The sequence below is a fragment of the Streptomyces sp. NPDC058665 genome (genome assembly GCF_042714995.1).
GTDB lineage: Bacteria > Actinomycetota > Actinomycetes > Streptomycetales > Streptomycetaceae > Streptomyces.
This window is the reverse complement of record NZ_JBHXRX010000029.1, coordinates 72,161-90,978: the sequence shown is the minus strand read 5'-3', so window position 1 is coordinate 90,978 and position 18,818 is coordinate 72,161. Positions and strand designations below refer to the sequence as shown.

The 18,818-nt window shown below is 71.1% G+C and carries 15 protein-coding genes; 6 read left to right on the top strand and 9 right to left on the bottom strand.

Annotated features, from left to right (window positions below; all coding sequences use genetic code 11):
- Positions 1-129 precede the first annotated feature (129 nt).
- Positions 130-1,233: a winged helix DNA-binding domain-containing protein gene (locus tag ACFWV8_RS20605; protein ID WP_384203965.1), complete on the bottom strand. Its 1,104-nt coding sequence runs from the start codon at positions 1,231-1,233 to the stop codon at positions 130-132.
- Entirely contained in the window at positions 1,233-1,808 is a 576-nt protein-coding gene (locus ACFWV8_RS20600) for a DinB family protein (protein WP_384203962.1), read from the bottom strand. The genes ACFWV8_RS20605 and ACFWV8_RS20600 overlap by 1 nt, the downstream gene beginning before the upstream one ends.
- Before the next feature lie 139 nt (positions 1,809-1,947).
- Here ACFWV8_RS20600 and ACFWV8_RS20595 point away from each other — a divergent pair, with 139 nt between their 5' ends.
- Positions 1,948-2,964 (top strand): helix-turn-helix transcriptional regulator, encoded by a 1,017-nt coding sequence (locus tag ACFWV8_RS20595; protein WP_384203959.1) that lies wholly within the window; start codon positions 1,948-1,950, stop codon positions 2,962-2,964.
- Between the two features lie 20 nt (positions 2,965-2,984).
- On the opposite strand, the gene ACFWV8_RS20590 is transcribed toward ACFWV8_RS20595, so the two are convergent.
- Positions 2,985-4,868 carry a LamG-like jellyroll fold domain-containing protein gene (locus tag ACFWV8_RS20590; protein ID WP_384203955.1) on the bottom strand — a complete coding sequence of 628 codons (1,884 nt, stop codon included), beginning with the start codon at positions 4,866-4,868 and terminating at the stop codon, positions 2,985-2,987.
- 252 nt (positions 4,869-5,120) lie between these two features.
- Between ACFWV8_RS20590 and ACFWV8_RS20585 the strand changes: the two genes are divergently transcribed.
- Positions 5,121-7,310: an MMPL family transporter gene (locus tag ACFWV8_RS20585; protein WP_384203952.1), complete on the top strand. Its 2,190-nt coding sequence runs from the start codon at positions 5,121-5,123 to the stop codon at positions 7,308-7,310.
- 14 nt (positions 7,311-7,324) lie between these two features.
- Here ACFWV8_RS20585 and ACFWV8_RS20580 read toward each other — a convergent pair whose 3' ends face one another.
- On the bottom strand, positions 7,325-7,510 hold the full coding sequence (locus tag ACFWV8_RS20580; protein ID WP_384203950.1) for a twin-arginine translocase TatA/TatE family subunit: 186 nt from the start codon (positions 7,508-7,510) through the stop codon (positions 7,325-7,327).
- A gap of 117 nt (positions 7,511-7,627) precedes the next feature.
- Between ACFWV8_RS20580 and ACFWV8_RS20575 the strand changes: the two genes are divergently transcribed.
- Complete coding sequence (locus ACFWV8_RS20575; protein WP_329384423.1) at positions 7,628-8,023, top strand: BlaI/MecI/CopY family transcriptional regulator; 396 nt, start codon at positions 7,628-7,630, stop codon at positions 8,021-8,023.
- A gap of 2 nt (positions 8,024-8,025) precedes the next feature.
- Entirely contained in the window at positions 8,026-8,982 is a 957-nt protein-coding gene (locus ACFWV8_RS20570) for a M56 family metallopeptidase (RefSeq protein ID WP_384203947.1), read from the top strand.
- 30 nt (positions 8,983-9,012) lie between these two features.
- Here the strand turns inward: ACFWV8_RS20570 and ACFWV8_RS20565 are convergent, their stop codons facing one another.
- The 5 genes from ACFWV8_RS20565 to ACFWV8_RS20545 all read right to left on the bottom strand — a co-directional run bounded on the left by ACFWV8_RS20565 (position 9,013) and on the right by ACFWV8_RS20545 (position 16,921).
- Positions 9,013-10,026 carry a sporulation protein gene (locus tag ACFWV8_RS20565; protein WP_384203944.1) on the bottom strand — a complete coding sequence of 338 codons (1,014 nt, stop codon included), beginning with the start codon at positions 10,024-10,026 and terminating at the stop codon, positions 9,013-9,015.
- A 94-nt stretch (positions 10,027-10,120) separates the two neighbouring features.
- Positions 10,121-12,358, bottom strand: a complete 2,238-nt coding sequence (locus ACFWV8_RS20560; RefSeq protein WP_384203941.1) for an MMPL family transporter — start codon at positions 12,356-12,358, stop codon at positions 10,121-10,123.
- A 70-nt stretch (positions 12,359-12,428) separates the two neighbouring features.
- A complete protein-coding gene (locus tag ACFWV8_RS20555; RefSeq protein ID WP_384203938.1) occupies positions 12,429-13,034 on the bottom strand; it encodes a TetR family transcriptional regulator in 606 nt (201 codons plus the stop codon).
- A 130-nt stretch (positions 13,035-13,164) separates the two neighbouring features.
- Entirely contained in the window at positions 13,165-15,633 is a 2,469-nt protein-coding gene (locus ACFWV8_RS20550) for a phosphoketolase (protein ID WP_384203935.1), read from the bottom strand.
- A 187-nt stretch (positions 15,634-15,820) separates the two neighbouring features.
- Entirely contained in the window at positions 15,821-16,921 is a 1,101-nt protein-coding gene (locus ACFWV8_RS20545; protein ID WP_384203934.1) for an aldo/keto reductase, read from the bottom strand.
- A gap of 124 nt (positions 16,922-17,045) precedes the next feature.
- Here ACFWV8_RS20545 and ACFWV8_RS20540 point away from each other — a divergent pair, with 124 nt between their 5' ends.
- Positions 17,046-17,669, top strand: a complete 624-nt coding sequence (locus tag ACFWV8_RS20540; RefSeq protein ID WP_384203930.1) for a TetR/AcrR family transcriptional regulator — start codon at positions 17,046-17,048, stop codon at positions 17,667-17,669.
- Positions 17,670-17,754: 85 nt separating this feature from the next.
- Entirely contained in the window at positions 17,755-18,756 is a 1,002-nt protein-coding gene (locus ACFWV8_RS20535) for a threonine/serine dehydratase (RefSeq protein WP_384203927.1), read from the top strand.
- The last annotated feature ends 62 nt before the right edge of the window (positions 18,757-18,818 follow it).

The following is an 18,818-nucleotide window of genomic DNA, read 5'->3' as shown; positions in this document are numbered from 1 at the left end:
CTCCTTGGGAGTTGATGGTGTCACCGCTCCGTGCGGTGTGATCACCAACCTAGAAAAACGGCCCGCCGGCCACGATCCGGCCAGCGGGCCACTCCGGGGTACAGCCAGCACCACCCCCGGGGTGCCCCCTCAGCCCTGCGACCCGGTCACCCGTACACCGTCACTCTCCCTGTCGGAGAGGAACAGCGCCAACTCCCGGCCCTGTTCGGCGACATCCGCGCGGTCCGCCCGGGAGAAACGGCGCAGCGGCGTGACCGTCACGGTGCCCGCCTCCACGGTCCATGTCGCGGCGACCCGGCCGTCGAGCAGGACCACGCGTGCGCCGGCGACCGACAGACCGCGGTGTCCGTCGTCGATGATCCGGCCGCGGTCGTGATAGCCGAGGATCGCGTTGTCGAACGCCGGCAGGTACCGGACCGGGGCCGGGGTGTCCGGGTCGGGGCGCGGGGCGCCGGGCAGGTCCAGCAGTTCCCGCCCGCGCTCGTCGCGGAAGGCGACCAGTTCCTCCCGCAGCGCGGCCACCGCCGCCGGCAGTCCGGCGAGCCCGCACCAGGCGCGCAGGTCGGCCGAAGCGGCGGGGCCGTACGCGGCCAGATAGCGCCGCAGCAGCGCCTGGCCCACCGGATCGGAACCGTCCGACGACAGCGGTGCGACCTCCCGGCCCAGCCAGGCGGTGAGCGGGACGCTGCGCACTCCCGCCCGCGTCCGCCACAGCCCGCGCGGCGGGAGCTGAACCGTCGGGATGAGCGCGGTGATCAGCATCTCCCCCAGCGCCCGTGTCCCGGCCGCCGGCCAGCGCTCGGCGACCGCCCGCGCCAGCTCGGTCATCGAGCGCGGCTCACCGTCCGCCAGCACCGCCCGGCCCGCCGCCGCGAGCTCTTCGAGGTCGGTCCCTTCGAGTTCACCGCGGTACACCCCCAGGACGCGCTGACGCAGCATGGCGTCGTGGCGGGACCGCCAGGCCAGGGCGTCCTCGGCGGTGACGAGATGGACCGTACGGCGCATGAGATGCGTACGAACCACGCGCCGCCCGGTCAACAGGTCGGCGAGCGCCCCGGGTTGGAACGCGCGCAGCCGCGAGAAGAGTCCGACGTACGGCTCCTGCGGTTCCTGCGCCTGGAGTCCGCCGAGGTGCGCGACGGCGTCGAGGACCGGCAGTGCGGAGCGGTCGAGCAGCAACTGCCGGGCGAGTGTGGCGCGGTTGAGCGCCCTGGTGCCGAGAACGGCCGTCATCAGGTCGACTTCTGCCCGTCGATCGACTCGCGCACGATGTCCGCGTGCCCGGCGTGCTGCGCGGTCTCGGCGATGACGTGCATCAGCACCGCGCGTACGCTGCGCACCGCTCCCGGCTCGTTCCAGGGCGCCTCCGGCAGGGGGTGGGTCACCGACAGGTCGGGGAGGGCGGCGACGATCTCCTCGGTGCGGGCGGCGACCTTCTCGTAACGGGCGAGGATCCCGGCCGACGTGTCGCCGGGCAGCATCCGGAAGTCGTTCTCCCGGTCGATCGCCCACCGCGGGTACTCCGTGGCGGTACCGGCGGCGAAGTCGGCCCAGGTGACACCGTCCGGCAGGGCGAAGCTCATCGCCGACGGGCCGTCGACCACGAAGCGCAGCCAGGCCTCCTCGGTGGAGGCGACGTGCTTGATCAGCCCGCCCAGGGACAGTTCACCGGCCGTCGGGCGCTCGCCGAGCTGCTCGTCGCTGAGGCCGCGCACCGTGGCGGTGAGGGCGGATCGCACGGTGGCGAGGGTGGCGAGCAGGTCGGAGCGCTCGGGGTCGGCGGCCGGGGAGGAGGAGGTGGCGTTCATCGTGGGCGGGCCCTTCCACTGGGTTCATCAGGCTGGTCGCCTGTCGTGGTCGTTCTGTCGTGCCGGCTTTCCGGCACAGGACAACCCTCCCAGGAGAAGAGGACAGGTTGTGACCGCTTCTCGGGCGACAATCGGCGTCATGCCGAAGACCTCAGCACGTCTGCTGTCGATGCTCTCGCTGCTCCAGGCCCGCCGGGACTGGCCTGGGGCGCTGCTGGCCGAGCGGCTGGACGTCAGCCCGCGCACCGTACGCCGCGATGTCGACCGGCTGCGCGAACTCGGCTACCCGGTGGTGGCCAGCAAGGGCCCGGAGGGCGGGTACCGGCTCGACGCCGGGACGGAGCTGCCCCCGTTGCTGTTCGACGACGAGCAGGCCGTCGCCCTGGCCGTGGCACTCCAGATCGCCGCCACCACCGGCGCGGGCATCGAGGAGGCCGCGGCACGCGCGCTGCACACCGTCCGGCAGGTGATGCCCGCGCGGCTGCGCCACCGTATCGACACCCTCCAGGTCACGGCCGTCGAGCCGCCCGCGGCGCGGGCCAACCCGCAGGCGGACAGCGGTGTGTTGATGGCGCTCAGCGCGGCGGTCCACGCGCGCGAGGAACTGCGCTTCGACTACACGAGAGCGGGTGACACGGGTGACGCCGGTGACGCCGACGTGCCACCGCCGCGCCGGACGCAGCCGCATCACCTCGTCACCTGGGGCGGGCGCTGGTATCTCGTCGCGTGGGACCTCGACCGGGAGGACTGGCGTACGTTCCGGGCGGACCGGATCTCCCCGCGTACGCCGACGGGCCCCCGTTTCACCCGGCGTGAACTGCCAGGAGGCGACGTGACGGCCTTCGTGACCAGCAGATTCCAGGGGATTTACGGCTCCGACGGCTCCGCCGGGTGGCCCTGCCGGGGCGAGGTGATCCTCGATCTGCCCGCCGCGGAGGTCTCCCGTTACCTCCGCGACGGACTGGTCGAGGAGTTGGGCCCGGACCGCTGCCGGCTGGTCACGGGCTCGTGGTCATGGGCGGGGCTGGCCGCCGGCGTCGGCAGGTTCGACGCGGACTTCGAGGTCGTCGGGCCGCCCGAACTCAGGGAAGCCTGCGCGCGGTTGGCCCGCCGGTACGCCGACGCCGCGGCCGGCCGGTGCCCTGACAGAACCTAGGTCCTGTCAGGGCGCCGGACCTACTTGACGGGCAGCAGGAAGTCGCCCGGCTTCAAGGCGCGGTCGACGATGCGGGTGTCGCCGATCCAGCCGTAGAAGCCCTGGCCGAACTGCTCGTTGAACTGGGTCCCGCCGATCGCGAACGGCTTGCCCAGCGTGGCGATGCCGGTGGCCCGCTGTGTCGGGTTACGGGCGATCTTCGACCCGTCCACGTACATCACCGTGCCACGACCGTCGTTGACGACCGCGATGTGCGTCCAGCGGCCCACGGGCAGGGCATGGCTCCACGAGGTGGGGTCGGCGTCCTGGACGTGCGGGTAGAGCACGAACTGGAGGAACCGCTCGGGCGTGATGTTGAGGCTGCACGTGGGCTCGTCCTTCGACCAGCCCGTCGTCTTGCCCGCGTCGCCGTTGCGCCCCTCCCAGCTGAGGATGCCCATCCAGGCGTGGTCGCCCTCGTAGGGGTCCGGCAGCTTGATGAACGTCTCGATGGTGAAACCGGACGTGAACCGGGCGCTGTTGAGCGGTGCCATGGCGCTCGTGGTGAGCACCGCGCCCCGGTCGGGTCCCTTGCCGCCGTCGAAGCGCAGGCTCGCGTGGGCCGGCTGGTGGGTGTGGTGGTCGGCGGACCGGGTGAGCACCTCCGCCGCGCTGTCGTGCAGGAGCTGTACCCGCAGGTCGTTGCCGTGGCCGGAGAGGTCGCGGGCGACGACGCCCTTGCCCACCGTGGACCCCGGTCCGCCGGGACCGGCGAGACCGTCGGAGTCGAACCGCCAGTACGCCACGGTGCCCCGTGGCATCACGCGGCCGGCCGGGCGCGGCTTCGGCGGGACGAGTCCGTCGAAGCCCTTGAAGCGCTCGGCGAAGTCGATGTCGAGGCTGAACCGGTCGACGTCGCCGGTCAGTTCGACCGTCTCGGCCTCCAGCGGCGTCCGCTTCTCGGGGTCGCGGCGCAGGAACCACGGCGAGAAGGTCTCGACGTCGACGACATCGCGCGCGGTGTCGAAGGCGTAGAGGCGGATCATGCCCGCGCCGCCGTAGTAGCGGTCCTGGTAGTTGGTGATGTGCACGTGCACGTCGTGACCGGCGTCGTTCTTGAGGACCGTACGGCCCGAGGGCCAGTAGTGCCCGCCCAGCGCGAGGAAGATCTGGTCGTTGCCCTTGATGAGGCGGTCCCAGAGGCGTTGGCCGTTGTCCGACAGATGCGCCTGGCCGTTGTCCTCGGCGTAGGCGATGTCATGGGTGGTCACCACGGCGGGCATGGTGGGGTGCTTGTCGAGGACGCTCTGGGCCCAGGCCAGGGCCTTGTCCGAGGCGCGCCAGTCGAGGGCGAAGATCAGCCAGCTCCGGCCGGCCGCCTTGATCACGTGGTACGTGTTGTAGCCGCCGGGGGACGCGCCGCCGAAGGTCGGCATGGCGCTGAACCGGGCGGGCCCGAAGGCCTTCAGGTAGGCGGAGTCGCCGCGCTGGTCGTCCTTGCTCCCGTCGATGTCGTGGTTGCCCGCCAGGACGCTGTACGGCACCTTGCCGTGGATGGTCCTGAAGGTCTTGGCGGCGAGGGTTATCTCCTCCTCAGTGCCGTGCTCGGTCACGTCACCGAGATGCGTCATGAAGGCGATGTTCGCCTCCTCGCGCTCCGACACGAGGTAGTCGAAGGTCTCCCGCAGGGGCTCCGGGTCGGCGCTGTCGGCGTCGAAGAGGTACTGCGTGTCCGGCAGCACCGCGAGCGCGAAGCGCGGGCTCTCCTCGTCGTAACGACCCCGTCCGGAGGCACCGGGCGTGCGGGACGTGGCATCCGCCGGCTGCGTGCCCAGGACCGAGGCGGCGGCTCCGACCGCGGGAACCGCTATCGCCGCTTGCAGCAGCGACCGGCGGTCCGGACCGGAAGTGATGGACTTGCTCATACGATCTCTCCCAGCTCTCGACACCTTGCGTGTCTGTGGGGATCGTGTGCCTCTCCGGCGACCGCCGGACAAAACCGCACTGAACGCCGGCCGTCGCGGACCCGTCCGAAGACCTGGCCCCTCGTCCCAAGAACTGAACATGTCTCCTGACCCGCCCACGTTGGAGTGACGTTTCGCCGCGACGGCTCCCACGTCGAGTAGTTCTTCACTGGTCCTGTCCGGCGCCACTCGACATCCCGGCGGAGAAACATCGTGTCTCGTCTGGCTCACTGGTGTTTCCGACGCCGCCGCTGGGTGGTGGCCGGCTGGCTGCTGGTCCTGGTCGGCACCGTCGCGCTCAGCCAGGTGTTCGGCAGCAGGTACAACGAGAGCGCGAGCCTGCCGGGCACCGACGCGCAGGCGGCCGTGACCCTCCTCGCCGAGAACTTCCCGCAGGCGTCGGGCGAGGGCGACCAGATCGTCGTCGAGGCCACCGGAGGCGCCACGGTCCGCTCGGACTCGGTGCGGAACCCGGTCACCGCGATGCTCGCGAAGGTCGCGGCGATCCCCGGCATCGCCTCGGTCGTCAGCCCGTACAGCGCGCGGGGCGCGAAGCAGATCAGCAGGGACGGCACCATCGCGTTCGCCGCCGTGAACTGGAGGATGCGGGCCGCCGACGTCACGAAGGCGGACGCCAGGACGCTGATCAACACCGCCAGGACCGCCGACGGCCCGAACGTCCATGTCTCGCTGGGCGGTCAGGCCATCACCGCCGAGGAGAGCTCGGGCCCCGGCCTTTCGGTGGCGGTGGGCGCGATCGCCGCGCTGGTCATCCTGCTGATCGTGTTCGGCGGAGCGCTGTTCGCCTCGCTGATGCCGCTGGTGACGGCGGGCGTCGCGCTGTTCATCGGCACCTCCCTCATCAGCCTGGTGTCCCACGTCATGGACACCCCGAGCGTCTCCAGCGACCTCGCCGTACTGATCGGGCTCGGCGTCGGCATCGACTACGGCCTGTTCATCATCAGCCGCCATCGAAGCGCGGTGAAGTCCGGGCTGCCGTACGAGGCGGCGGCGGTGCGGGCGGTCAACACCTCGGGGCGGACGGTGCTGTTCGCCGGGATCACCGTGTGCATCGCGCTGCTCGGGCAGTTCGCGCTCGGGATCGACTTCCTGTACGGGCTGTCGCTGGCGTCCGCGCTCACGGTCGCCCTGACGATGGCCACCTCGCTGACGTTCCTGCCCGCCATGCTCGGCTTCCTCGGTCCCAAGACCCTCTCCCGGCGCGAGCGCCGCGCGCACGAGGAGAAGGGGCCGGTCTCCGACGACGCCGCCGGATTCTGGCTGCACTGGGCGAGGTTCGTGGAGAGGGGCAGGATTCCGGTCGCGGCGCTCGCGCTGGCCCTGGTCGTCGTGGTCGCTCTGCCGCTGTTCTGGCTGCGCCTCGGGTCGTCCGGCGCCGCGAACGACCCCGCGGACTCCACCACCCACCAGGCGTACACCACCCTGGCCCGGGGGTTCGGGCCCGGCTTCAACGGGCCGTTCCAACTGGTGACCGAGATCAACTCACCGGCGGACGCGAGGGCGTTCGACACCTTCCTGGCCGCCGCGGCGAAGACGCCGGGGGTGGTGACCGTGACCCCGGCGACGCTCTCGCCCAACGGGAAGGTCGCGCTCGCGATCCTCTATCCGAGCACCGGTCCGGGCGCGGAGAAGACCGTGACCCTGGTGAGCACCATTCGCGACCTGGCGCCCGAGGCGGAGGGACCCGGTCATCCACCCGTCCATGTGGGCGGGGTGACACCGACGAACATCGACTTCTCACGGGTGCTGAGCGAGAAACTGCCGCTGTTCATCGCCGTCGTCGTGATCCTGGCGTTCCTGCTCCTGGTGGCGGTGTTCCGGAGTCTGCTGATCCCGCTGGTGGCGGCGGTGATGAACCTGCTGTCCGTCGGCGCCGCGCTCGGCGCGCTGAACGCCGTGTTCACCTGGGGCTGGGGTCTGTCGGTGCTCAACGTGCCGGTCGCCGGACCGGTCGACGCCTTCATCCCGGTCCTGCTGTTCTCGGTGCTCTTCGGGCTGTCGATGGACTACGAGGTGTATCTGGTCAGCCGTATGCAGGAGGAGTGGCACCACCGGCGGGCGGCCTCGACGCACGCGGACGAGGTCGAGGCCAACCACTGGGCGGTGACGCACGGTCAGGCGAAGACGGGCCGTGTCATCGCGGCGGCGGCCGGGATCATGATCCTGGTGTTCGGCTCGTTCCTGATCGGCGACAACCATGTGCTCCAGGAGTTCGGATTCGGGCTGGCCTTCGCCGTACTCGTCGACGCCCTGATCATCCGGGGACTGCTCGTCCCGGCCCTGATGCATCTGATGGGTCCGGCCAACTGGGCCCTGCCCGCGGGTCTGCGCCGGATCGTGCCGAACCTCTCCATCGAGCCGACGCGGAAGGACCCCCGCTGACGGGGAACGGACCGTTACTGAGGGGGAATCGGCGGACGGGGACCCGGCGGCTGCCGGTTCTCCTCCTTCATCGCGCGCGCCTCGCTCTTGAGGATCCGGGCCGACTTGCCCGCCGAACGGGCCAGATCCGGAAGCCTCTTGGCGCCGAGTACCAGAATCACGACGATCAGAATGATCGCCAGCTCACCAAGGCCGAACAACAGAACCTCCAGGCCGCGCGGGCGCGGCAGACGTTCGCACCGGAACGGGCCCGTACTGGTACGGGCCCGCGATCTACGCCAGAATCTACAGCACTGTAGAAGTTGACGGGAGACGGTGTGAGCGAGCGTGAGGGGCCGGACGAGCGTCGGCGCCGGGGGCAGGGAGAGCTGGAGTCGCAGGTGCTGGCCGCGCTCCGGGAGGCGCCGGGGCCGGTGAACGCCGGCTGGGTACGCGAACGGCTCGGCGGGGCTCTCGCGTACACCACGGTGATGACGATCCTGACCCGTCTCCAGGCCAAGAACGCGGTGACCAGGGAGCGTTCGGGCCGTTCCTTCGAGTGGCGCGCCGCCTCCGACGGGGCCGGCCTCGCCGCGCTGCGGATGCGCCGCGTGCTGGACGCGGAGTCGGACCGCGAGGCGGTGCTGGCGCGGTTCGTCACCGCTCTGTCGTACGACGACGAGCGGTTACTGCGCGACCTGCTGCACACCGCCGACGACGGGGCGGAGGGCTGACCGTGGGCGTCTTCGTCCTTCTGCCGCTGGTGCTGCCGCTCACGGCGGTGCCGGTCGCGCGGCTGGCCGAGCAGCATCTCCATCCCCGCCTGGCCACCCGCCTGTTGAGCGCGCTGGCCGTGGTGCTCGCGGTGTGCAGCACGCTGTGCCTGGGGCTGCTGGTGGTCGTCGGCACGGCCCAACTGCCGGGAAACCCGCTGCCCGACGGCTGGTCGGACGCGGAGGTGCGGGAGGCCGTCCCGTACGACGAGGTGGCCGGCAAGGCGGCGATCGTCGCCCTCGTCGTGGTGGCGGTGGGGTGCGGCGCGACAGGGCGGCGGCACCGGCGTGTACGGCGGGAGGCCTGGCGGGCGCTGCGAGGGCTGCCAGGTCAACGGCTCGTGGTCCTGCCGGACCCGGAGCCGTACGCGTACGCGCTGCCCGGACACGGGCGTCGAGGGGGCGAGGGGGCCGCTCAGGGGCGGATCGTCGTCTCCGGCGCGCTGCTGGGCCGCCTGACCCCGTCGGAGCGGAAGGCGCTTCTGGCGCACGAGGAGGCGCATCTGACGGGTCGTCACCATCGTTGCCTGCTCGCCGTACAGCTCGCGGCGCGGGCCAACCCGCTGCTGCGGCCCCTGCGGGCTGCCGTGGCCTACACCACCGAGCGCTGGGCCGACGAGGAAGCGGCCCGCACGACCGGCAGTCGCACAGTGGTCGCCCGCGCCATCGGCAAGGCGGCGCTCGTCTCACGAGGGGCCCCGACGCCGACGTTGGCCGGAATCGTCGGTGCGGGGCCCGTGCCGCGCCGGGTCGCCGCGCTGCTCGCGCCGGCGCCCACCGCGATGACCTGGCCCTCGGTCTTCACCACGGCGGGGCTGGCGGTCTGGGCGGCGACGGCGGGGACGGTCGGCTCGGCACTGTCCTCGGCGAACGCGACGGTGACGCTCTTCTTCGTGCTGAAGGCGGCGACTCCGCTGTAGTGGGCGCCGGGCCGGATCCGCCCGGCTTTCCTACTCCTCCTCGCCTTCCTCTTCTTCCTCGTCGCCCTCGAAGAAGTCGCCCACCTCGTCGACGACTTCGGCCGCCACCAGGCCGCCCGCCACGCCCACGGCCAGTCCGGCCGCACCGATGGCGACCGCCGTGCCCGTGCTGATGCCGGAGCCCGAGCCGGAGCCGTGCTTGGCACCGTGGCCGTGATCGTGATCGTGGTGACCGTGATCGTGGCCGTGGTAGCCGTGATCGTGATGGCCGTAACCCTGGTGAGCGGCGGCGAGTTGGTCGATCCAGCCCGTCACCACCGCGTTCCAGTCGGCGCGGGCCGGGTCGTCGAGCCCGACCGCGTGCCTGTTCATCGCGTCGTCCACGCCCGAGCCTCCGCGCCCGTCGGCCTCCAGGACGACCTCCGTCCCGCCGGGGTGGGCGAGGAAGGTCACCTCGACCTCGTTCAGACGGTGCGAGTACGCCGGCGCCGGGATCAGCTCGATCTCCTGGTAGAACGGCAACTGCTGGCCGCTCCCCCGGATGTGCCCGAGCTCCAGGTCCGCCGACCTGAAGGCGAAGCCGAGTTGTCCGAGCGCCTCAAGGACGGCCTCCTGCACCGGCAACGGCCGTACAGCGAACGGGTCGAAGTCGCCCTTGTCCCTGGCTCCGGCGACCTCCAGCTCCGTACGAACGCCCAGATGGATCCCGAGCGGTTCGCCGTGCAGCTCGGAGACGGGTGTCTCCCACGGCAGCGGCACCGCGAACGGCACCCTGTACGACTCCTCCTCACCCAGCCGGAAGCCGCCGCCGATGTCGTACCGCTCGAAGCCGACCAGCCCCTCGCTCTCCCCTTCCTCGTGCTCCGCCTCGACGCGGGCGACGAGTTCGAGGGTGAGCCGGTCGATGTCGTACGACGCGCTCCCGCCGGTGAGCCTGACCTCACCGCGCAAGGTGCCTCCCGGCAGAACCGCCCCGCCGTCCAGCACCGTCTCCACACTCGGCCCGCCGACACCGAGTGAACCGAGCAGCCGTTTGAACACCATCGAGGTGTTCCTCCTTCATTCCCGGACTTCTGATGCACGATTACTTCTACAGCCCTGTAGAAGCACGCACGATCATACGGAGCGCAGGGCGCCGTCACACGTTGACCGCGTCCTCGTCCTTCGCCGCGCGCTCGTTCTCGGCCACCGTGTGCTGCCGCGGCTCCGGCACAAGCGTGTGCCGAAGGCTCTCGCCCTCGATGTCGAGGTTGGGCAGGATCCGGTCGACGGGGCGCGGCAGCCACCAAGCGGCGCGTCCGAGCAGGGACATCACCGCCGGGACCAGCGCCATTCGCACGATGAAGGCGTCGACGAGCACGCCCACGGCCAGCGCGAATCCCATCGACTTGATGATCGGGTCCGGCATGAAGATGAACCCGCCGAAGACCGCCGTCATGATCAGGGCCGCGGCCGTCACGACACGGGCGTTGTGCCCCATGCCGCTGACGGTCGCCTCCTGTGCGCCGGCGCCGTGGACGAAGTCCTCACGCATCCGCGAGACGAGGAAGACCTCGTAGTCCATGGCCAGACCGAACAGGATGCCGATGAGCAGGATCGGCAGGAAGCTCACCAGCGGTCCCGGGACGTCGATGCCCAACAGGTCGGCGAAGTGGCCCTGTTGGAAGATCGCCACGGTGATTCCGAAGGTGGCGCCGATGGTGAGGAGGAAGCCGAGCGCGGCCTTCACCGGCACCAGGAACGACCGGAAGACGAGCATCAGCAGCAGGATCGACAGACCGACCACGAGCAGCAGATAGACCAGCATGGCGTCCGCGACCTTCTCGGAGACGTCGATGCCGACGGCCGTGGTGCCGGAGAGCCCGATCGTGGCGCCCTTCGCACCCGCGACACCCCCGTCCCCGATGTCGGCGACGCGGTCACGGACGGTGTGCACGACCTTCTCGGTGGCCTCGTCGGTGGGGCCTGCCTTGGGGATGACGGTGAGCAGTGCGGTGGTGCCCTGCTTGTTCAACAGGGGCGGGGCGACGGTGAGTACGTCCTTGGTGCCCTGGATCCGCGCGGCGGCCTCCTTCGCCGCGGCGGCGGTGGACGCGGCGTCGTCGCTGGAAACGACCGCGATCAGACGGCCGTTGAAGCCGGGGCCGAAGCCCTCGCTCGTCAGGTCGTACGCCTCGCGGGTGGCGGAACCTGCCGCCGCCGTGCCCGCGTCGGGGAGCGCCAGGCGCATGTCGGCGGCGGGGAGGGCGAGTACGCCGAGACCGAGGATGCCCACGAGGAGAACCGGGACGCGGAAGCGGGTGACCGTACGGCCCCAGCGGAAGCCGAAGCCCTCGCGGGGCTCCTTGGTGAGGTCGACGGCGGCAGCTGAGGGGTGGCCGGGGCGCTGCTTGCGGGGCAGTACACGGTGGCCGGCGAAGCCGAGCAGCGCCGGCAGCAGGGTGAGCGCGACCAGGACGGCGACGGCGACCGTACCCGCGGCGGCGAGGCCCATCACGCTCAGGAAGGGGATGTTGACGACGGTCAGCCCCGCGAGGGCGATGACGACGGTGGCGCCCGCGAAGACCACGGCCGAACCGGCGGTCCCGACGGCGCGGCCGGCCGCCTCTTCGGCGTCCATGCCGTCGGTCAGGTACTGCCGGTGCCGGGAGGTGATGAACAGCGAGTAGTCGATGCCGACGGCGAGACCCAGCATGAGCGCCAGGATCGGGGCGGTGCTGGTGAGTTCGACGGCGCCGCTCACGGCGAAGAGCCCGGCCATTCCCGCCGCGACGCCGACGAGCGCGTTCAGCAGCGTCATACCGGCGGCCACCATGGAGCCGAAGGTGACGACGAGGACGCCCGCGGCGATCAGGACACCGATCGCCTCGGTGGAGCCCACCTCGACCTCGGCGCTGAGGACTTCACCGCCGTGCTCGACCCGCAGCCCCTCCTCGGCGGCGCCCACCTTCTCGTACGCCGAGCGCTGCGCGTCGGTCACCTCTTCCTTGGCGGTGTCGAACTGCACCTGGACCAGGGCGTATCGGCCGTCCTTGGAGACCGTGCCGGCCTGGAACGGGTCCACCGCGCCGACCACACCGGGTACGGCGGCGGCGTCCCGTACGACCGGGGCGACCGCGGACTTGTCGAGCCTGTCGCCCTCGGGCGCGGCTATGACGATTGTGCCGGTCGTCCCGCTGGCCTGCGGGAACTGCTCCTTGAGGGAGTCCAGCGCACGCTGGGACTCGGTGCCGGGAATGGCGAACTTGTCGCTGGTGGGACCCATGAGGGTGGCGGCGGCTCCGCCCAACAGGGCGAGCAGGAGCAGCCATACGGCGACGACGCGCTTGCGCCGGCGGAAGGAGAACCGGCCGAGCCGGTACAGGAGGGAAGCCATGGCGGAGGTTTCTCTTCTCGGTGGTCGGCGGAGGCCGGGGTTGGGGGGCTTTCGGTACGAGGAGGTGCGATCAGCGGGTGGAGTGGGGCCCGGGGTCCCGGTCGGGCTCGGGGTCGGGCGTCAACTCCGGGTCGGGCTCGGGTCGTAGCGTGCGCAGAGCGCCGCGGATCAGCTCGGCGCGCAGTCGCTCGTCCGGTACGGCGATGTCGCTGGCGCCCGTGACGAAGACGGCCCCGAGGACCATGTGGGCCGCGACCACGTCCCGCGCTTCGGTGGACCGGCCCGTGAGCGCGTTCAGCAGGCCGTCGACGATGGCGGGGATGCTGCCGAGCGCCGGGTGCGTGGTCATGCCGGGGACGTCGGCGAAGAGGATCTTGACCTCGCGCCGGAAGCGCATCGCGAGATCGACGTATCCGGTGACGGCCGCCTCCACCGCCTCCTGCCCGTCGAGGGGGACGAGCCGGGCGTGCAGCGCGGCGAGTCCCTCGCCGGCGGGGGTCAGCAGCTCGGTGAGTATCGCGTCCTTGCTGGTGAAGTGGTACAGCAGCGACGCCTTCGAGCAGCCGACGGCCGTGGCGATGTCATGCAGTGACGTGCCTTCGTAGCCGCGCGTCGCGAACAGCTGCAACGCCGATTCCAGGATGTTTCCGCGCAGGGCGGAGGCGGGGCGTGCCATGCCCCCACCATAACTGTCCGATCGGTCAGCTATCGCGCGCGGGGGTCTCGACCACCCCGCGCAGGTGCGCCACTCCTGCACGGCGACGAGACGTCCGCGGAGTGGTCCGTCGTCCGCGGGGGACCTGGCCTCAGCCCTCCCACCGCCAGTCCGAGACCTCCGGCAGATCCACCCCGTGTTCGCGGATCCAGCTGTGGTGGCGGGTCCGGGTGTCCTCCATGACCTGGCGTACGTCGGCCGCCCGGACGCCGAGTCCCGGCACCCGGTCGATGACGTCCATCACCAGGCGGTAGCGGTCCAGGTCGTTGCGGACGACCATGTCGAAGGGCGTGGTCGTGGTGCCCATCTCCTTGTAGCCGCGGACATGCAGGTTCACATGGCCGGTGCGCCGGTAGGCGAGACGGTGGATGAGCCACGGGTAGCCGTGGTACGCGAAGATCACCGGCTTGTCCGTGGTGAACAGGTCGTCGTACTCGGCCTCCGTCATCCCGTGCGGATGCTCCTCGCGCGGCATCAGCCGGGTCATGTCGACCACGTTGACCACGCGGATCGTCAGCTCGGGCAGATGCCGGCGCAACAGACCCGCCGCGGCGATGACCTCCTGGGTCGGCACGTCCCCCGCGCAGGCCAGGACGGCGTCCGGCTCCCGGGTCCCGTCCTCCGTACCGGCCCACTTCCACAGCCCCGCGCCACGGGCGCAGTGCGCGCGGGCCTCGTCCATGGTGAGCCAGTCGAAGCCGGGCTGCTTGCCGGCGACCACGACGTTCACGTAGTCGCGGCTGCGCAGCACATGGTCGGCCACGGAGAGCAGGGTGTTGGCGTCCGGCGGCAGGTAGACCCGTACGACTTCGGGGCTCTTGTTGAGCACGTGATCGACGAAGCCCGGGTCCTGGTGCGAGAAACCGTTGTGGTCCTGGCGCCAGACATGCGAGGTCAGCAGGTAGTTGAGGGACGCCACCGGCCGCCGCCAGGCCAACTCCCTCGATGTCTTCAGCCACTTGATGTGCTGGTTGACCATCGAGTCCACGATGTGCACGAACGCCTCGTAGCAGGAGAACAGTCCATGACGGCCCGTCAGGAGGTAGCCCTCCAGCCAGCCTTGGCACAGGTGCTCCGAGAGGACCTCCATCACCCGGCCGTCGTGGGCCAGATGTTCGTCGGTGGGCAGGACGCGTGCCTGCCAGGCCTTGCCGGTGGCGTCGAAGAGGGCCTCCAGGCGGTTGGAGGCCGTCTCGTCCGGGCCGACGACCCGGAAGTCCCTGCGGTCGGCTGTGTCGGTCATGATCCGGGCGAGCATCGCGCCGAGAACTCGGGTGGGTTCGTGCAGAGCCAGGCCGGGCTTGTCCACCTGAACGGCGAAGTCGTCCAGCGGCGGGACCGGCAGATCGCGGACGAGCAGGCCACCGTTGGCGTGCGGGGTCGCGCCGAGCCGGCGGGTGCCGGCCGGGACGCAGGACAGGACCTGGGCGGAGGGGCGGCCGGCGCGGTCGAAGAGTTCCTCGGGGCGGTACGAGCGCAGCCACCTCTCCAACTGGGCGAGATGGTCCGGGTTCTCGCGTACCCCCGGGAGCGGGACCTGGTGGGAGCGCCACGTCTCCTCGACCGGCAGCCCGTCGACCTCGGCGGGACCGGTCCAGCCCTTGGGGGTGCGCAGCACGATCATGGGCCAGGCGGCCCGCTCGCGGGCGGCTCGGTTCCGGGGGCCGCCGTTCCGGCGGTCGCCGTCGTGGCCGGCGCCGTCCCGGGCGTTCCGCTGGATCGCGGCGATGCGGTCGGCCGCACGGTCGAGGGCCGCCGCCAGGGCACGGTGGACCTCGGCCGGGTCGCTGCCCGTCACGTACAGCGGCTCATGGCCGTATCCGCGCAGCAGAGCGTCCAGTTCGTCGTCGGGGACGCGGGCGAGGAGGGTGGGGTTGGCGATCTTGTAGCCGTTGAGGTGCAGGATCGGCAGGACAGCGCCGTCGTGGACCGGGTCAAGGAACTTGTTGGCGTGCCACGACCCGGCCAGCGGCCCGGTCTCGGCCTCGCCGTCGCCGATCACGCAGGCGACGAGCAGGTCGGGGTTGTCGAGGGCGGCGCCGTAGGCGTGCGCGAGGGAGTAGCCGAGTTCGCCGCCCTCGTGGATGGAGCCGGGCGTCTCCGGGGCGACATGGCTGGGGACTCCGCCGGGGAACGAGAACTGCCGGAAGAGCCGGTTCATGCCGGCCGCGTCCCGGGTCACGTCGGGATACGTCTCCGCGTACGAGCCCTCCAGCCAGGAGTTGGCGAGCACGGCCGGCCCGCCGTGCCCAGGGCCCCAGACGCAGAGGGCGGAGAGGTCCCGGTTCTTGATCAGCCGGTTGAGATGGGTGTGGACGAGGTTGAGGCCCGGGGATGTGCCCCAGTGGCCGAGAAGCCGAGGCTTGATGTGCTCGGGGCGCAGGGGCTCGGTGAGGAGCGCGTTGTCCATGAGGTAGATCTGGCCGACGGCGAGATAGTTCGCGGCCCGCCAGTGCGCGTCGAGTGCGGTCAGTTCTCCGTCGGTCAGGACGGTGGGACGCTCCGCACCCGACTTGCCCTTCCCGAACTTCGCCCTCGGCGTCCGCTTCTCCTGCCGCATGGTCTCTCTCCCGTCAGGTCGTCACTTTTCGTGCTCGTCCATTGCTCCCGGTCACCGTCGCACAGCGGGAGTGGGGTGGTGGTAGAGGCCGACCGGCCCGGTCGGGAGATGTTTGGCCCTTCGCCCGCGTACCCGGGACGCGCGGGCCCACGCGGCAGCGGTCAGCGGCAGACGAGTGGTGAGGGGTTCAAAGGCTTGGGTTCAACGGCTTGAGCGGTGAAGGTCTGAGCGGTGAAGGTCTGAGTGGCGAAGGGTTGAGCGGTGAAGGGTTGAGGCGGGCGAAGCCCTCCTGGCGCTCGTACGGGAAGTAGGGATACGGCGCCACCTTGGCGCTCGCCGCGTCGAGCCGGGCCACCTGCTCGGGCGCCAGCTCCCACCCCACGGCGCCGATGTTCTGGAGCAGTTGCGCCTCGTCGCGGGCGCCGATGATGACGGAGGAGACGGTCGGGCGGCGCAGCAGCCAGTTGATGGCCACCTGGGGAACGGTCCTGCCGGTCTCCTCCGCGATCCCTTCGATGGCATCGATCACGCGGAAGAGATGGTCGTCGTCCACGGGCGGCCCGAAGTCGGCGGTCCGGTGCAGACGGCTGCCATCGGGCAGCGGCCGGCCACGACGCAGTTTGCCCGTGAGCCGCCCCCACCCGAGCGGGCTCCAGACCAGCGCGCCGACGCCCTGGTCGAGGCCGAGGGGCAGCAGTTCCCACTCGTAGTCGCGGCCGACGAGGGAGTAGTAGACCTGGTGCGCGACATAGCGCGGGTAACCGTGCCGATCGGCGGCGGCCAGCGACTTCATCAGCTGCCAGCCGGAGAAGTTGGAGACGCCGACGTAACGGATCTTCCCGGACCGTACGAGCTGGTCGAGCGCCGACAGCACCTCGTCGACGGGCGTCCCGGCGTCGAACGCGTGCAGCTGGAAGAGGTCGATGTGGTCCGTGCCGAGACGGCGCAGCGCGTCCTCCGTCGCCCGGATCAGCCGCGAGCGCGAGGAGCCCGCGTCCGCCGGCCCGTCGCCCATGGGCAGGCTCGTCTTGGTCGACAGCAGCACCTCGTCGCGGCGCCCCTTGATCGCCTGGCCGAGGACGTCCTCCGACGCGCCCGCCGAGTACACGTCGGCCGTGTCGAACATCGAGATGCCCGCCTCCAGGCAGATGCCCACAAGCCGGCGCGCCTCCTGCGCGTCGGTGTTGCCCCACGCACCGAAGAGCGGGCCCTGCCCGCCGAACGTGCCCGCGCCGAAGCTGAGAGCCGGGACCTTGAGCCCGGACGCACCCAACTGCCTGTACTCCATGATCGACCCCTCCACGAGACCCTGAGATTACTAACGGGACTCACGTCCCTTTAAGATGGCCTCAACGTAACAGAGAAGCGCCACTAACGAAACCGGAGTCCCGTTATGAGTGAGCGGCGAGCCCATGAGTGCTGAAGAGATGGACGATGCCTGTGACGATCCGGGGACCGTCCGTCCCGGAGGCCGTACAGCAAGAGTGCGGGCAGCGGTGCTCCGCACCGCCGGGGACGCCCTCGCCGAACACGGCTTCGCCCGCCTCGACCTCGCCGACATCGCGCGGCGCGCGGACGTCGGCAAGTCGACGGTGTACCGGCGCTGGGGGACGGTGGCCGGCCTCGTCGCCGACCTGCTGAGCGACATGGCCGAGCAGTCGCTGCCCCGCGCGGAGACCGGTTCGCTGCTCGGCGACCTGCGGGCCAACGCCGAACTCGTACGGAGCACGCTCGCCGACCCGCGCCAGGGCGCGCTGTTCAAGGCGGTGATCGCGGCGGCGACGACGGACGCGAGGACCGCCGACGCACTGCACCGCTTCTACGAGATCCGGGTCGCCGAGTGGGCGCCGTGCGTCGAACAGGCGGTGCGGCGGGGCGAGTTGCCGGCGGGGACCGACCCGTACGAGGTGATCCGCGCGGTCTCGGCCCCGCTGTACTACCGCCTGCTGACCAGCGACGCTCCCCTGGACGAGGCGGCGGGGGTACGCGCGGCGGAGGCGGCTGCGGCGGCGGCGAGGGCGGGCGTGTACGCGTAGGGGGTGCGGCGGGGGCGGGCGGGGCCGGATCTGTACGGTCTCTCCTGAGGCGGCAGCCATCGGGCGTCAACAGGAGGTACGTGTCGTGATCGGCATCTCGGACATCGAAGCGGCGGCGCGACTGATCGCCGGACACGTCGTACGGACGCCGACGGTCGAGAGCCCCGGCCTTTCGGCGCTGCTCGGGGTCCCCGTCACCGCGAAGCTTGAGCTCTTGCAGCGCACGGGTTCCTTCAAGGCTCGCGGCGCGACGGCGAAGCTGCTGTCCCTGAACGAGGCCGACCGCGCGGCCGGGGTGGTGGCGGTGAGCGGCGGAAACCACGCCATCTCCGTCGCGGTCATGGCGGACGCGCTGGGTGTGAAGGCCACCGTCGTCATGCCGAAGTCCGCGCCCGCGCGCGCCGTCGAGATCGCGGAGGCGGCCGGGGCGACGGTGCGGCTGACGGACACGATGGACGGCGCTTTCGCGCTCATGTCGCAGCTCCAGGCCGACGGACTGAGCCTGGTCCATCCCTTCGACGACCCGGTCGTCGTGGCGGGCCAGGGCACGGTCGGGCTCGAATTCGCCGAGGATGTCTTGGGCAGCGGGAAGGGCTCCGAGGGTGAGGGTTCTGAGGGCGAGGGCCTGACCGACGTACTCGTCAGCATCGGCGGCGGCGCGCTGATCTCCGGCGTCGCGGCGGCTCTGCACGCGCGCATGCCCGGCGTCCGGATCTGGGGCGTCGAGACCGAGGGCGCGCAGGCCATGTCGGAGGCGCTGGCCGGCAAGGGTCCGCAGCCGGTGCGGCTGTCGTCGATCGTCTCCACGCTCAGCGCCCCCACGGTCTCGCGGCTCACCTACGACCATGTGTCGGCCCTGGTCGACGACGTACTCGTGGTCTCGGACGCCGAGGCCGTCCAGGGCACCCTCGACCTCGCGAACCACGCGAAGGTCTGGGCCGAACCGGCCGCCGGCTGCCTCCTCCCGGCCGCCCGCCTCGTACGGGAACGCGTCGACGGCGACATGCGCCTGGGCCTGGTCCTGTGCGGCGGCAACGCGACCACGACGGACGTTGTCTCCTGGGCCGAACGCTTCAACCTCCGCTGACCGAAGCCCCCTTGAACCCCCGCCCCGACCACGGGCGGGGGTTCTTTGCGTATCCGTATGTC